The following is an 11,878-nucleotide window of genomic DNA, read 5'->3' as shown; positions in this document are numbered from 1 at the left end:
CGAAGGCCTCCCTTCCTTCTTTCAACGGGCAAAGAAAAGGGAGGGTTTCGAGAAGCTCAGCCCGAACGGGCGGAGGTGGCCCGGGCGGAGATAAAGTCTTTGATGGCTTCCAGCTCCGCCGGCAGCACGTCGTACCGCTCCTCGCGCTCGAACAGCGCGCCGACGCGGGACGGCAGGCCGGGCCTGACGCCGGTCGCGCGTTCGACCGCGTCGCGGAATTTGCCCGGATGCGCGGTCGCCAGCGTCACCACCGGCACGTTGGCCGGCAGCTCGGTCGCCCGCGCGGCGGCGAGCCCGATCGATGTGTGCGGGTCCAGCACCTGGCCCGATCCCTCGCAGGCCCAGCGCATCGCCAGCGCCATCTCGTCCGCGTCGATGCGGACTCCGGTGAACAGCGCCGCCGCGCCGGCGCGCTGGCGCGCCGTCAGCCGCATCGCCCGCTCGTTCGCAAATGCCGCCATCTGCCCCGGCACCGCGTCCGCGTCGAGGTCGAACAGCAGACGCTCGAAATTGGAGCTGACCTGGATGTCCATCGATGGCGCGGCCGTGGGCGTGACTTCGCCCGCCGAATAGTCGCCGTCGCGCAGCGCGCGCGCGACGATATCATTGACATTGGTCGCGACGATTAGCCGTGCGATCGGCAGCCCCATCTTCGCCGCCGCGTAGCCCGCGAACACGTCGCCGAAATTGCCGGTCGGGACTGAGAAGGCGACCGGCCGCTGCGGCGCCCCCAGCCGCACCGCTGCGTAGAAATAATAGACGATCTGGGCCATCAGCCGCGCCCAGTTGATCGAGTTGACCGCGGACAGGCTGAACCGCCGGGCAAAGGCCGGCTCCGCGAACATCGCCTTCACCAGCGCCTGGGCGTCGTCGAACGTCCCTTCGACTGCGATATTGTGGACATTGGGTGCCTTGACGGTCGTCATCTGCCGCCGCTGGACGTCCGACACGCGGCCCTGCGGGTGGAGCATGAAAATGTCGACCTTGGCGCGCCCGGCGAGCGCGTCGATCGCCGCGGATCCGGTATCCCCGGACGTCGCGCCGATCACCGTCAGGTGGGTGTCGCGGTCGCTGAGGAAGCGCTCGAAGAACAGCCCCAGCAGCTGCAGCGCCACGTCCTTGAAGGCGAGGGTCGGCCCATGGAACAGCTCCAGCACCCAGTGCCGCTCGTCGAGCTGCGCCAGCGGCGTCACGGCCCGATGGGCGAAGCGGCCATAGGCCTGGGTACAGAGAGCGCGGAGCTCGTCGTCCGAAAGCGCGTCGCCGACGAACGGCCGCATCACGCGGACCGCTGTCTCGGCATAGGACAGGCCGGCGAGCGCCGCGATCGCGTCATGCGAGAAGTGCGGCCATTCCTCCGGCACGTAAAGGCCGCCGTCCGGCGCCAATCCGGCCAGCGTCACCTGTTCGAAGTCGAGCGTCGCGCCCGTTCCCCGCGTGCTCCGATAGCGCATCGCGGGCGGCCTTAGCGGCTGCGCTTGCGAAGGGCCAGCCAGTAGATCAGGGCCGCCGCGGCGGCAAAGAAGAACCACTGGATCGCGTAGAACAGGTGGTTGTTGGGCACGTCATCGATCGACGGCGGCTTGGCCGGAAGCAGCCCGGCCGCCGGCCGGTCTGCGACCAGCCTGATGACGTGCGTGCGGTCGGAACCGATCACGCCGGTGACGGGGCCGCCTGTCCAGGCCGGATTGCCGGGCTCGGCCGACCAGCCCACGACTGCCTGGAAGCCGGGCCCCTCCGCGCCGCTGCGGCAGGCGGCGATATGCACCCAGCCGGGCTCGCTCTTCAGATTGCGGCCGCTCTCGGCGCGCCAGCCGGTCACGGTCTCGCACATCGCCGAAGCGCGGCGGAACAGCGGCGGGTTCCTGGGATCCGGCGCGGCGGGAAAGGCGATCGGCGGCAAGCCCTGCGCCGCCGCGTAGCGCGCGAGCAGCGCTTGCTTCCAGTGCAGCCGCTCGATCTGCCAGACGCCAAGGGCGATCATCACCGCGACCGCGGCGGCGACGAGCAAGGTGGGGACGAGCGGGATTTTCCTCACGCGCGCCCCCTTGCGGCGATCGTCCTCAGCCGTGGACCGGCGCCCCCCAGCTTCCCCACACATAGATGGAGATGAACAGGAACAGCCACACCACGTCGACGAAGTGCCAGTACCAGGCGGCGGCCTCGAAGCCGAAATGCTGGCGCGGGGTGAAATCGCCGCGATAGGCGCGGATCAGGCACACGATCAGGAAGATCGTGCCGATGATCACGTGGAAGCCGTGAAAGCCGGTCGCCATGAAGAAGGCGGCGCCATAGTTCAGGCCTTTGAACGGGAACGGCGCGTGGACGTATTCGTATGCCTGGATCGATGTGAACACCAGGCCCAGGATCACGGTCAGCCACAGGCCCTTCTTCAGCCCGTCGCGATCGCCGTGGATCAGCGAATGGTGCGCCCAGGTGACGGTCGTGCCCGAGCAGAGCAGGATCATCGTGTTCAGCAGCGGCAAGGCGAAGGGGTCGATGACCTCCAGCCCCTTGGGGGGCCATTGCGCCACGCCCTCGGTAATCGTGGCGACGCCGTCCTGCACCACCATCGGCACCGGGAACAGCGAGAAATCGAACCAGGCCCAGAACCAGCCCACGAAGAACATCACTTCGGACGCGATGAACAGGATCATGCCGTAGCGCAGATGCAGCGACACCACCGGGGTGTGATCGCCGGCATGCGCTTCGCGGATCACGTTCGACCACCATTGGTACATGGTGAAGAGGACGCAGGCGACGCCCAGGAAGAACACCCAGCCGCCATAGGCATAGCTGTGCATCCACATGATGCCGCCGGCGGCCATGATCAGCGCCGAAAAGGCGCCGATGATCGGCATCGGATCGGGCGGAAGGATATGATAGTCGTGGTTCTTGGCGCCGGCCATGAATCTGTCCCTGATTGGTCCCTGTGGTGCGCTCTAGCCGCCCTTCGCCGGCGAATCCACCGGGTAGAAGGTGTAGCTGAGCGTGATCTGCTGAATGTCCTTGGCGTCCGCGTCCTCGCGCATGCCCGGCTCGACGAAGAAGATCACCGGCATCCGCACTTCCTCGCCCGGCTGCAGCGTCTGCTCGGTGAAGCAGAAGCACTGGATCTTCTTGAACCAGCTGCCTGCCTGGTCGGGCTGGACGTTGAAGGTCGCGCGGCCGGTGATCGGGCGGCTGCTCAGGTTCTTGGCGACGAAGAACGCCATGTTGCGCTCGCCGATATGGACCTGCTGCAGCGGCTTTTCGGGCCGGAACGACCAAGGCAGGTCGGGATGAACATTGGCGTCGAAGCGCACCATCACCGTTGCCGCGGAAGCCAGTTTGGGCACGTCCGCCTCGCTCACCCGGCTGGTGGTGCCGTTCAGCCCGGTCGCCTGGCAGAAGATGCGGTAGAGCGGCACCGACGCGAACCCGAGCGCCACCATGCCCAGCGCGATCAGCACCGCGATGGCCGCGGCGCGGCGGTTGCGGACGGCAAGCTCGGTCATGCTCCGTGCATCCCCTTGATCCTGGCGATGGTGATGAAGAAGAACAGGACGGCCAGCGCGGCCAGGATGAGCGCCATGATCCGCGCACGCGCGCGCTGGCGGGACCGGATCAGCTCCTGTTCCTCGGGGTCGATCATGCGATCAACAGGCGGTCGGCGACCAGCGCGCCGAACAAGATGAAAAGATAGAGGATCGAAAAGGCGAACAGCCGCTTTTCGGGGCGCATGTGCGCGGGCTCGGTCGCCCGGTTCCGCCACACGCGCGCGGCGAGCACGATGAAGGCGCCATTGAGCACGACCGCCGCCAGCCCGTAGATCGCTCCGGTCAGGCCGAGCGCCCAGGGCGCGACGGCCGCAGCCGCGAGCGCCAGGCTGTAGCCCATGATCTGCGCCCGGGTCGCCCGCAGCCCGGCGGTGACCGGCAGCATCGGGATGCCCGCGGCCGCATAGTCGGTGCGCACGAACATGGCGAGCGCCCAGAAATGCGGCGGCGTCCACAGGAAGATGATGGCGAACAGCAGCGCCGGCAGGGTGCTGACGTCGCCGCTCGCCGCCGCCCAGCCGAGCAGCGGCGGAAAGGCACCGGCCGCGCCGCCGATCACGATATTCTGCGGCGTGTTCGGCTTCAGCCAGATCGTATAGACGACGGCGTAGAAGAAGATCGAGAAGGCGAGGATCGCCGCGGCCAGCCAGTTGGTGGCAAGCCCCAGCATCAGAACCGAGAACACGGCGAGGCCGACGCCGAAATGCAGTGCCGCCTGCCGGTCGACGCGGCCCGACGGAAGCGGGCGCTTGGCGGTGCGCTTCATCTTCGCGTCGAGGTCCGCCTCGTACCATTGATTGAGCGCGCCCGATGCCCCCGCGCCCAGCGCGATGCACAGGATTGCGGTGAAGCCCAGCACGGGATCGATATGTGCTGGCGATGCAAGCAGGCCGCATAGCGCCGTGAAGACGACGAGCGACATCACTCGCGGCTTGGTCAGCGCGAACAGGTCCCGCCAATCGGCGGGCAGCGGAACGGAAGTCTCGGCCACGATCATGGAGTTGGGGGCCGTATAGGCCGGCTCGCGGCGAAGGGGAAGCTCTCCCGCGATTCAGTGGGTCGCGCGGGCCTGTGGATTCAACGGCCGGTAGGTGAAATCATAGTTGGGCTGCCAGCTCTTGCCCGCATCGCTGGTTTTCCAGCCCAGCTGGCGCACGGTTCCGTCGCTCTGCGGGGCGATCGACATGCGGCTGCCGAGCGCGCCGGCGCGCGCGGTGAGCATCAGCGCCGGGCCCTCGAAGCCGCCGTCATAGGCGAAGGCGGCGCCCGACGTATCGACATAGAGCTGCCGCCAGCGCTGGTCCCCGCTGTTGAAGGCGGTGAAGCTTTGGCCGTGATAGTCGATCGGCTTGGCGCCCGGCCCGACCGTCTGCCGGTAATCCTCCGTGATCGAGCAGCCGCCGGGCCCGCGCGCGATCCGGCTCCGCGCTACGTCGGCGCCGGAGGCCGTGTCGATGACGGCCCATTCGCCGACCCAGAAGTCGAGCGCCCGATGGTCGGCGTCATTACAGTCGATTCGTGGCGGGGGCGCGGCGGCTGCGGTCTGGGCGAGAAGCAGCAGGGGCAAGATCGACATGGCCTCAGGCTGGCGCCGCGCCGTCGAACGGCAAGCGGGCTTCTGCGACTGGCGGCCATGGGCCGGCGAATGGCTGCTTCGAACAAAAAAGCGCCCCGGCCGCGGCCGGGGCGCTCATTCTCTCGCTTCAGGATGTGATCAGTGGCGTGAGCCGCTGTCGATCACGGGCAGCGTCTCGAACTGGTGGAACGGCGGCGGGCTGCTGAGCGTCCATTCCAGCGTCGTCGCGCCTTCGCCCCACGGATTGGCTTCCGCCTTCCTGCCGGCGAACAGCGACCAGAACAGGTTCACGAAGAACACCGCCATGCTGAATGCCATGATCGCGTAGCCGATCGAGGCCAGGTGGTTGTAGTAGGTGTACGCGTCCGGATAGTCCGGATAGCGGCGCGGCATGCCCTGCATCCCCAGGAAATGCATCGGGAAGAACAGGATGTTCACGCCGACGAAGAAGATCCAGAAATGGAGCTGGCCGAGCAGCTCGTTGTAGGTGCGGCCGCTCATCTTCGGGAACCAGTAGTAGAAGCCGGCGAACAGGCTGAACACGGCGCCCAGCGACAGCACATAATGGAAGTGGGCGACGACGTAATAGGTGTCGTGCATATAGTCGTCGACGCCGCCGTTCGCGAGCAGCACGCCGGTGACGCCGCCGATCGTGAACATGAAGATGAAGCCCAGGGCCCACAGCATCGGCGTCTTGAAGGTAATCGAGCCGCCCCACATTGTCGCGATCCAGGAGAAGATCTTGATGCCGGTCGGCACCGCGATCACCATCGTCGCCGCGGTGAAGTACATCTTCACGTTGACGCTGAGGCCGGTCGTGAACATGTGGTGCGCCCACACGATGAAGCCGATCACGCCGATCGCGACCATCGCATAGGCCATGCCCAGGTAGCCGAACACCGGCTTGCGGCTGAACGTCGCGATCACCTGGCTGACGATGCCGAAACCCGGCAGGATCATGATGTACACTTCGGGGTGACCGAAGAACCAGAACAGGTGCTGGTAGAGCACCGGATCGCCGCCGCCCGACGCATCGTAGAAGGCGGTGCCGAAGTTGCGGTCCGTCAGCAGCATCGTGATCGCCGCGGCGAGCACCGGCAACGCGAGCAGCAGCAGGAAAGCGGTCACCAGCACTGACCAGACGAACAGCGGCATCTTGTGCAGCGTCATGCCCGGTGCGCGCATGTTGAAGATGGTGGTGATGAAGTTGATCGCGCCCAGGATCGAGCTCGCGCCGGCAAGATGCATCGACAGGATGGTCATGTCGACCGCCGGGCCCTGGCTGCCGGTCGTCGACAGCGTCGGGTACATCGTCCAGCCGGTGCCGGCGCCGTTGCCGGTGCCGCCCGGGACGAAGGACGAGCCGAGGAGCAGGATGAAGGCCGGGACCAGCAGCCAGAACGAGATGTTGTTCATCCGCGGGAAGGCCATGTCCGGCGCGCCGATCATGATCGGCACGAACCAGTTGCCGAACCCGCCGATCATCGCCGGCATCACCATGAAGAAGATCATGATCAGGCCGTGCGAGGTGATCAGCACGTTCCACAGGTGATAGGCCTGGTCCATGGTCGCGTTGGTCTCGCCCATGAACTGAGCCCAGCCCTGCAGATACTGGACGCCCGGCTCGGCGAGCTCGAGCCGCATCAGGCCGGAAATCGAGCCGCCGATGATCCCCGCGAAGATCGCGAAGATCAGGTAGAGCGTGCCGATGTCCTTGTGGTTCGTCGACATGAACCAGCGGGCGAAGAAGCCCGGCTTGTGATCCGCGTCGTGATGATGCGCATGCGCATCATGAAACTCGGACGGGGTGGCTGCGATATCGGTCATTATCAGTTGTTCCCGTTGGGCTGACCGCCCTGGCTGGTCACTGGAGGCGTGGCGGTGCCGGGCGTCGGCTGGTCGGTGCCGGTCGTCGCATCGACCGGCTTCTCCGGGGCCGGCGTGGCGAGCGGCTGCGACGGCGTCCCCGGCATCGTGCCGCCTTTGGACTTGATCCAGGCGACGAACTTCTCGGGCGAAACCGCTTCGACGGCGATCGGCATGAAGCCGTGGCGCGCGCCGCAGAGCTCAGAGCACTGGCCGTAATACACGCCTTCCTTTTCGACCGTGAAGCTGATCTCGTTGATCCGGCCGGGCACCGCGTCGATCTTCGCCCAGAAGGCGGGGACGGCGAAGCTGTGGATCACGTCATTGGACGTGGTCAGCAGCCGGATCTGGCGACCCACGGGGATTACCATGCGGTTGTCGACCGCCAGCAGCCGGGGCCCGTCGGCCGCCTGCCGCGTGCGCTTGCCCGGCTCCGGCTTGTCCTGCAGCATGTTCGAGATGACCTCGAACCCGCCATTGTCCGGATAGCTGTACACCCAGTACCACTGGTTCCCGGTCGCCTTGACCGTCAGCGCGTCCTTGCCGGCGGGCTTGAATTGGGCCGCGAGCAGGCTGATCGACGGGACCGCGATCGCGATCAGGATCAGCACCGGAACCAGCGTCCAGATCACCTCGATCACCGTGTTGTGAGAGGTGCGCGACGGCACCGGATTGGCGGCGCGGCGGAAGCGGACGATCACGTACATCAGCAACAGCATGACGAGCACGGAAATGCCGACCATCATCGGCACCAGCACGTAATCGTGCATCCACTCCGCCTTGCGGCCATTGGGCGTGTACTGGTCCTGAAGCACGATATGTTTGTTGGTCGGCATGCCGACGCCGAGGACCGGAGCGGTTTCCGGCAGGGCCGCGGCCTCGGCGGCGGGCGCGGCGGGTGCCTGCGTGGCGCTGTCCGCGGCCGGCGCCGCCGCCTGGGTGGTCGTGTCCTGCTTGGGCGCGTCCTGCGCGTGCGCGGCTGCCGGCGCGAGCGCCAGCCCCACAGCAAGCAAGAGGGTTTTCGCGAGCTTCATAGGCGTCCTGTTCTTTCCCCGGGTGCAGGCTGCGCGCGTTCCCGAACGGGCGCGCGAGTGCGAGTTTGGCGCGGCTTATAGGCCGGGATTGCCGGTCCCTCAAGCGGGTCGGGAGAGATTCGGGCGCGGCGAATGGAGAGGCGCAGCGGCGGCGCCGGCGGTTGCCATATCGCCGTCCGCCGCCTATCGCACGCGGCCATGACCGACGATGAGGTTCTGGCGGAGTTCCGGGCCGCGGAAGCCCTGCTGGAAGGCCATTTCATCCTCTCCTCCGGCCTCAGAAGCCCCCGTTACCTGCAATGCGCGCGCGTGCTGATGAATCCCGCGCGCGGGGCGCGGCTGGCCGAGGCCTTGGCCGCCAGGCTGCCTGTCGAGGTCCGGACGCGGATCGACGTCGTCGTCTCGCCGGCGATGGGCGGCGTGATCGCCGGCCAGGAAGTCGCGCGCGCGCTCGGCGTCGACGCGATGTTCCTGGAGCGGCCGACGGGCACCTTCGAGCTGCGGCGCGGCTTCCGGCTCTCGGCCGGCCAGAACGTGCTGATGATGGAGGATGTCGTCACCACCGGTCTTTCCTCGCGCGAGGCAATCGCCGCGATTCGTGCGGCCGGTGGCGAGGTGATCGCGGCGGCGGCGTTGGTCGATCGCTCCAACGGATCGGTCGATCTGGGCGTGCCATTCTACCCGCTGATCCGCATCGACGTGCCCAGCTATGAACCCAACGCCCTGCCGCCCGAGCTGGCGGCGATCCCTCCGATGAAGCCCGGGAGCCGCGCCGCCTGATGCTTCGCCTGGGCGTCAACATCGATCACGTGGCCACGATTCGCAACGCCCGCGGTGGCACGCATCCCGATCCGGTCGCGGCGGCGATGCTGGCGGCCAAGGCCGGCGCGGACGGGATCACGGCGCATCTGCGCGAGGATCGGCGGCACATCAACGACGCCGATATCGACCGCTTGATGGCGTCGATCGCGCTGCCGCTGAACCTGGAAATGGCGGCGACACCCGAAATGCTCGACATCGCGCTGCGCCACCGCCCGCACGCGGCCTGCATCGTGCCGGAAAAGCGCGAGGAGCGGACGACCGAGGGCGGGCTCGACGCCGACGGGCATCGCGAGACGCTCGGGCCGATGATCGCGCGGCTGACCGAGGCGGGCGTGCGCGTCAGCCTCTTCATCGAGCCCGACCCGCGCCAGGTCGATGCCGCGATCCGGCTGAAGGCGCCGGTGGTCGAGTTCCATACCGGCCGCTATGCCGACCGCGAGGGCTCCGCGCGCGCCGAGGAGTTGAAGCGTATCGCCGATTCCGCGGCGCTGGCGGCCAAGAACGGGATCGAGCCGCATGCTGGCCACGGCCTCACCTTCGACAATGTCGTGCCGGTAGCGGCGATCCCGCAGATCGCCGAACTCAACATCGGCCATTTTCTGATCGGCGAGGCGATCTTCATCGGGCTGGAGGAGTCGGTACGCCGGATGAAGGCGCTGATGGAAAGCGCGCGGTGATCGTCGGCCTCGGTTCCGACCTGTGTTCGATCGAGCGCATCCAGTCCTCGCTGGACCGGTTCGGCGAGCGGTTCGAGAAGCGCGTGTTCACCGCAGTCGAGCGCGCCAAGGCGGCACGCCGCCCGTTCACCCGCGCCGGCACCTACGCCAAGCGATTCGCTGCCAAGGAAGCCTTTTCCAAGGCGGTCGGCACCGGGTTCAAGCGCGGCGTGTTCATGAAGGACATCGGGGTCGTCAACGCGCCGTCGGGGGCGCCGACGCTGAGGCTGGAGGGCGGCGCGCAGGCGGCGCTCGACGCGCTTGTGCCGCCGGGGCACAAGGCCCAGATACATTTGACATTGACCGACGATCATCCCTGGGCACAGGCGTTCGTCATCATCGAGGCGGTGCCGCTGTGAGAGGGATCGAAGTGAACGAAAGCGACAAGGTCGAGAGCGCGGCGCCCGCGACTCCGCCGGCGGCGAAGAAGAAAGGCACCGACTGGGCCGCCGAGGCCAAGGGTATCTTCTGGCTGATCCTCGCCGTGCTCGGCTTCCACAGCTTCATCGCCAAGCCCTTCTACATCCCGTCCGAATCTATGATGCCGGGCCTGCTCGTCGGCGACCGGCTGGTCGTCACCAAATATCCCTATGGCTGGTCCTTCGTCTCGCCGACCTTCCACCTGCTGCCCTATATTCATGGCCGGCTGTTCGGCCGCCTGCCGGAGCGGGGTGATGTCGTGATCGTCTCGCCTCCGGGCGAGAAGCAGGATTATATCAAGCGCGTGATCGGCCTGCCCGGCGACCGGATCGAGATGCGCAACGGCACCGTTATCCTGAACGGCGTGCCGGTGAAGCGCTCGCAGCCGATGCCGCGGCTGATCCCGGTCGACGAGAACGCGCCGTGCAGCGATCTCCAATTTCCGGGCCGGCTGGTGACGGGCCCCGACGGCAAGCCCTATTGCGAGCTGCCGATCGTGCACGAGACGCTGCCGAACGGTCGCAGCTACGACACCATCGAGCTGGGCGCGAGCCGGGCCGACGACTTCCCGCCGCTGACGATCCCGGCCAACCAGGTGTTCCTGATGGGCGATAATCGCGACCGCTCGGCCGACAGCCGCGTGCCGCTGATCGAAGGCGGGCTGGGCGGGCCGGTGCCGTGGGAGAATATCGGCGGCCGGGCCGAGTTCATCACTTTCTCGCTGGACGGCAGCGCCGAGTGGTACAACCCGATCAGCTGGATCGAGGCGCTGCGTCCGGGCCGCGCCGGAACCTCGCTGCATCCGCAGGAAGCGGACGCCAAATGAGCGCGGAGCCGGCGACTGTCAGGGCCGCCGCTCCCAACGAGATGCGTGACCCGCTGGTCCGCGCGGAGCTGAAGCGGGCGAGCGTGTGGTTCGGGCTCGCGATCGGACTGGCGCTGCTCGTGCTGCTGATCCAGCCGCTGACGCTGATCTTCGCCGGCCTGGTCTTCGCGGCGATGCTCGATGGCGGGGCGCGGCTGCTCGGGCGGGTGCTGTCGATTCCGCGCGGCTTGCGGGTGACCATCGTGCTGCTGAGCGCGATCGCGTTCGTGGCCGGCGTCTTCTACATGACCGGCGTCCAGATTTCGGCGCAGTGGTCGCAGCTGCAGGTGACCTTGGAGGCGCAAGGCACGCGCTTCGTCCATTGGCTGTCGGGCATGGGCTTCATGCCGGCCCAGGCCGATCTGATGAGCTTCGGGCGGCAGCTGGTCGGCTCGGTCGGAAAGCTGACCGGCTATGTCGGCACGGTCTTCGGGGTGGTCTCGAGCGTGGTGCTGGTGGTCGCATTCGGCCTGTTCATCGCGCTGGAGCCGCGGCTGTATCAGCGTGGACTCGCCTGGCTGGTGCCGAGCCGCAACCGCGGGCAGGCGGAGATCACGCTCGACCGGATGGCGCACACGCTGCGGCGGCTGATGGCCGGCCGTCTCGCCGGCATGTTGTTCGAAGGCGTGCTGACCTGGATCGCGCTCAGCATCGGCAACGTGCCGATGGCGCTGCTGCTCGGCATCCTGACCGGCCTGCTCGCCTTCATTCCCAATATCGGCGCGTTCGTCAGCGGCGTGCTGATGGTTGCGGTCGGCTTCAGCGCGGGCGTCGACACCGGCCTCTGGGCGATCGGCACCTATTTCGCCGTCCAGACCTTCGACGGCTATGTGATGCTCCCCTATGTGGCGCGAAAGACGGTCGACATGCCGCCAGCGATCACGCTCGGCGCCCAGATCCTGCTCGGGACGCTGCTCGGCTTCATGGGACTGCTGCTCGCCGATTCGATCACCGCGATGATCAAGGTCGCGCTGGAGCGTGGCTCGGAGCGCGAGGAGGAGAAAGCGGCGGAAGCGGGGTAGGGACCGGAGCTGGGAAGC

Annotated in this window: 14 protein-coding genes; 5 read left to right on the top strand and 9 right to left on the bottom strand. The window is 67.3% G+C overall.

Annotation, left to right across the window (positions count from 1 at the left end):
* Nucleotides 1-56: 56 nt before the first annotated feature.
* The 9 genes from thrC to coxB all read right to left on the bottom strand — a co-directional run bounded on the left by thrC (nucleotide 57) and on the right by coxB (nucleotide 8,015).
* Entirely contained in the window at nucleotides 57-1,454 is a 1,398-nt protein-coding gene (gene thrC, locus GON01_RS07260; RefSeq protein ID WP_157026687.1) for a threonine synthase, read from the bottom strand.
* 11 nt (nucleotides 1,455-1,465) lie between these two features.
* A complete protein-coding gene (locus GON01_RS07255; protein WP_181600226.1) occupies nucleotides 1,466-2,038 on the bottom strand; it encodes an SURF1 family cytochrome oxidase biogenesis protein in 573 nt (190 codons plus the stop codon).
* A gap of 25 nt (nucleotides 2,039-2,063) precedes the next feature.
* The gene (locus GON01_RS07250) at nucleotides 2,064-2,909 is read right to left on the bottom strand and encodes a cytochrome c oxidase subunit 3 (RefSeq protein ID WP_157026685.1); all 846 of its coding nucleotides are present in this window, start codon (nucleotides 2,907-2,909) and stop codon (nucleotides 2,064-2,066) included.
* Nucleotides 2,910-2,942: 33 nt separating this feature from the next.
* Nucleotides 2,943-3,497, bottom strand: a complete 555-nt coding sequence (locus GON01_RS07245) for a cytochrome c oxidase assembly protein (protein WP_157026684.1) — start codon at nucleotides 3,495-3,497, stop codon at nucleotides 2,943-2,945.
* On the bottom strand, nucleotides 3,494-3,634 hold the full coding sequence (locus GON01_RS16635; RefSeq protein WP_181600236.1) for a hypothetical protein: 141 nt from the start codon (nucleotides 3,632-3,634) through the stop codon (nucleotides 3,494-3,496). The genes GON01_RS07245 and GON01_RS16635 overlap by 4 nt, the downstream gene beginning before the upstream one ends.
* Nucleotides 3,631-4,536: a heme o synthase gene (locus GON01_RS07240; RefSeq protein WP_157026683.1), complete on the bottom strand. Its 906-nt coding sequence runs from the start codon at nucleotides 4,534-4,536 to the stop codon at nucleotides 3,631-3,633. Before GON01_RS07240 ends, GON01_RS16635 begins: the two co-directional genes overlap by 4 nt.
* Nucleotides 4,537-4,590: 54 nt before the next feature.
* Nucleotides 4,591-5,115, bottom strand: a complete 525-nt coding sequence (locus tag GON01_RS07235; protein WP_157026682.1) for a hypothetical protein — start codon at nucleotides 5,113-5,115, stop codon at nucleotides 4,591-4,593.
* Between the two features lie 138 nt (nucleotides 5,116-5,253).
* Nucleotides 5,254-6,942, bottom strand: a complete 1,689-nt coding sequence (ctaD, locus tag GON01_RS07230) for a cytochrome c oxidase subunit I (protein ID WP_157026681.1) — start codon at nucleotides 6,940-6,942, stop codon at nucleotides 5,254-5,256.
* 2 nt (nucleotides 6,943-6,944) lie between these two features.
* Nucleotides 6,945-8,015, bottom strand: a complete 1,071-nt coding sequence (gene coxB / locus GON01_RS07225) for a cytochrome c oxidase subunit II (protein ID WP_157026680.1) — start codon at nucleotides 8,013-8,015, stop codon at nucleotides 6,945-6,947.
* Nucleotides 8,016-8,213: 198 nt separating this feature from the next.
* On the opposite strand from coxB, the gene pyrE reads away from it, so the two are divergent.
* The 5 genes from pyrE to GON01_RS07200 are packed head-to-tail and all read left to right on the top strand — an operon-like array spanning nucleotide 8,214 to nucleotide 11,860.
* Nucleotides 8,214-8,795 carry an orotate phosphoribosyltransferase gene (pyrE, locus tag GON01_RS07220; RefSeq protein WP_157026679.1) on the top strand — a complete coding sequence of 194 codons (582 nt, stop codon included), beginning with the start codon at nucleotides 8,214-8,216 and terminating at the stop codon, nucleotides 8,793-8,795.
* A complete protein-coding gene (locus GON01_RS07215) occupies nucleotides 8,795-9,514 on the top strand; it encodes a pyridoxine 5'-phosphate synthase (protein WP_157026678.1) in 720 nt (239 codons plus the stop codon). The genes pyrE and GON01_RS07215 overlap by 1 nt, the downstream gene beginning before the upstream one ends.
* Entirely contained in the window at nucleotides 9,511-9,912 is a 402-nt protein-coding gene (gene acpS / locus GON01_RS07210) for a holo-ACP synthase (protein ID WP_181600225.1), read from the top strand. The genes GON01_RS07215 and acpS overlap by 4 nt, the downstream gene beginning before the upstream one ends.
* Nucleotides 9,909-10,799 (top strand): signal peptidase I, encoded by an 891-nt coding sequence (lepB, locus tag GON01_RS07205; RefSeq protein WP_181600224.1) that lies wholly within the window; start codon nucleotides 9,909-9,911, stop codon nucleotides 10,797-10,799. Before acpS ends, lepB begins: the two co-directional genes overlap by 4 nt.
* On the top strand, nucleotides 10,796-11,860 hold the full coding sequence (locus tag GON01_RS07200) for an AI-2E family transporter (protein ID WP_157026677.1): 1,065 nt from the start codon (nucleotides 10,796-10,798) through the stop codon (nucleotides 11,858-11,860). The genes lepB and GON01_RS07200 overlap by 4 nt, the downstream gene beginning before the upstream one ends.
* Nucleotides 11,861-11,878 lie beyond the last annotated feature (18 nt).

The sequence above is a fragment of the Sphingomonas horti genome (assembly GCF_009753715.1).
GTDB lineage: Bacteria > Pseudomonadota > Alphaproteobacteria > Sphingomonadales > Sphingomonadaceae > Sphingomonas_B > Sphingomonas_B horti.
This window is presented reverse-complemented; position numbering and strand designations above follow the sequence as displayed.

Excerpts from the sequence above, each read along its gene's own strand:
- GON01_RS07240 (WP_157026683.1), bottom strand. The coding sequence starts at position 4,536 with ATGATCGTGGCCGAGACTTCCGTTCCGCTGCCCGCCGATTGGCGGGAC.
- GON01_RS07200 (WP_157026677.1), top strand. The coding sequence starts at position 10,796 with ATGAGCGCGGAGCCGGCGACTGTCAGGGCCGCCGCTCCCAACGAGATG.
- coxB (WP_157026680.1), bottom strand. The coding sequence starts at position 8,015 with ATGAAGCTCGCGAAAACCCTCTTGCTTGCTGTGGGGCTGGCGCTCGCG.
- GON01_RS07215 (WP_157026678.1), top strand. The coding sequence starts at position 8,795 with ATGCTTCGCCTGGGCGTCAACATCGATCACGTGGCCACGATTCGCAAC.
- thrC (WP_157026687.1), bottom strand. The coding sequence starts at position 1,454 with ATGCGCTATCGGAGCACGCGGGGAACGGGCGCGACGCTCGACTTCGAA.
- GON01_RS07245 (WP_157026684.1), bottom strand. The coding sequence starts at position 3,497 with ATGACCGAGCTTGCCGTCCGCAACCGCCGCGCCGCGGCCATCGCGGTG.
- GON01_RS16635 (WP_181600236.1), bottom strand. The coding sequence starts at position 3,634 with ATGATCGACCCCGAGGAACAGGAGCTGATCCGGTCCCGCCAGCGCGCG.
- pyrE (WP_157026679.1), top strand. The coding sequence starts at position 8,214 with ATGACCGACGATGAGGTTCTGGCGGAGTTCCGGGCCGCGGAAGCCCTG.
- GON01_RS07235 (WP_157026682.1), bottom strand. The coding sequence starts at position 5,115 with ATGTCGATCTTGCCCCTGCTGCTTCTCGCCCAGACCGCAGCCGCCGCG.
- ctaD (WP_157026681.1), bottom strand. The coding sequence starts at position 6,942 with ATGACCGATATCGCAGCCACCCCGTCCGAGTTTCATGATGCGCATGCG.
- GON01_RS07250 (WP_157026685.1), bottom strand. The coding sequence starts at position 2,909 with ATGGCCGGCGCCAAGAACCACGACTATCATATCCTTCCGCCCGATCCG.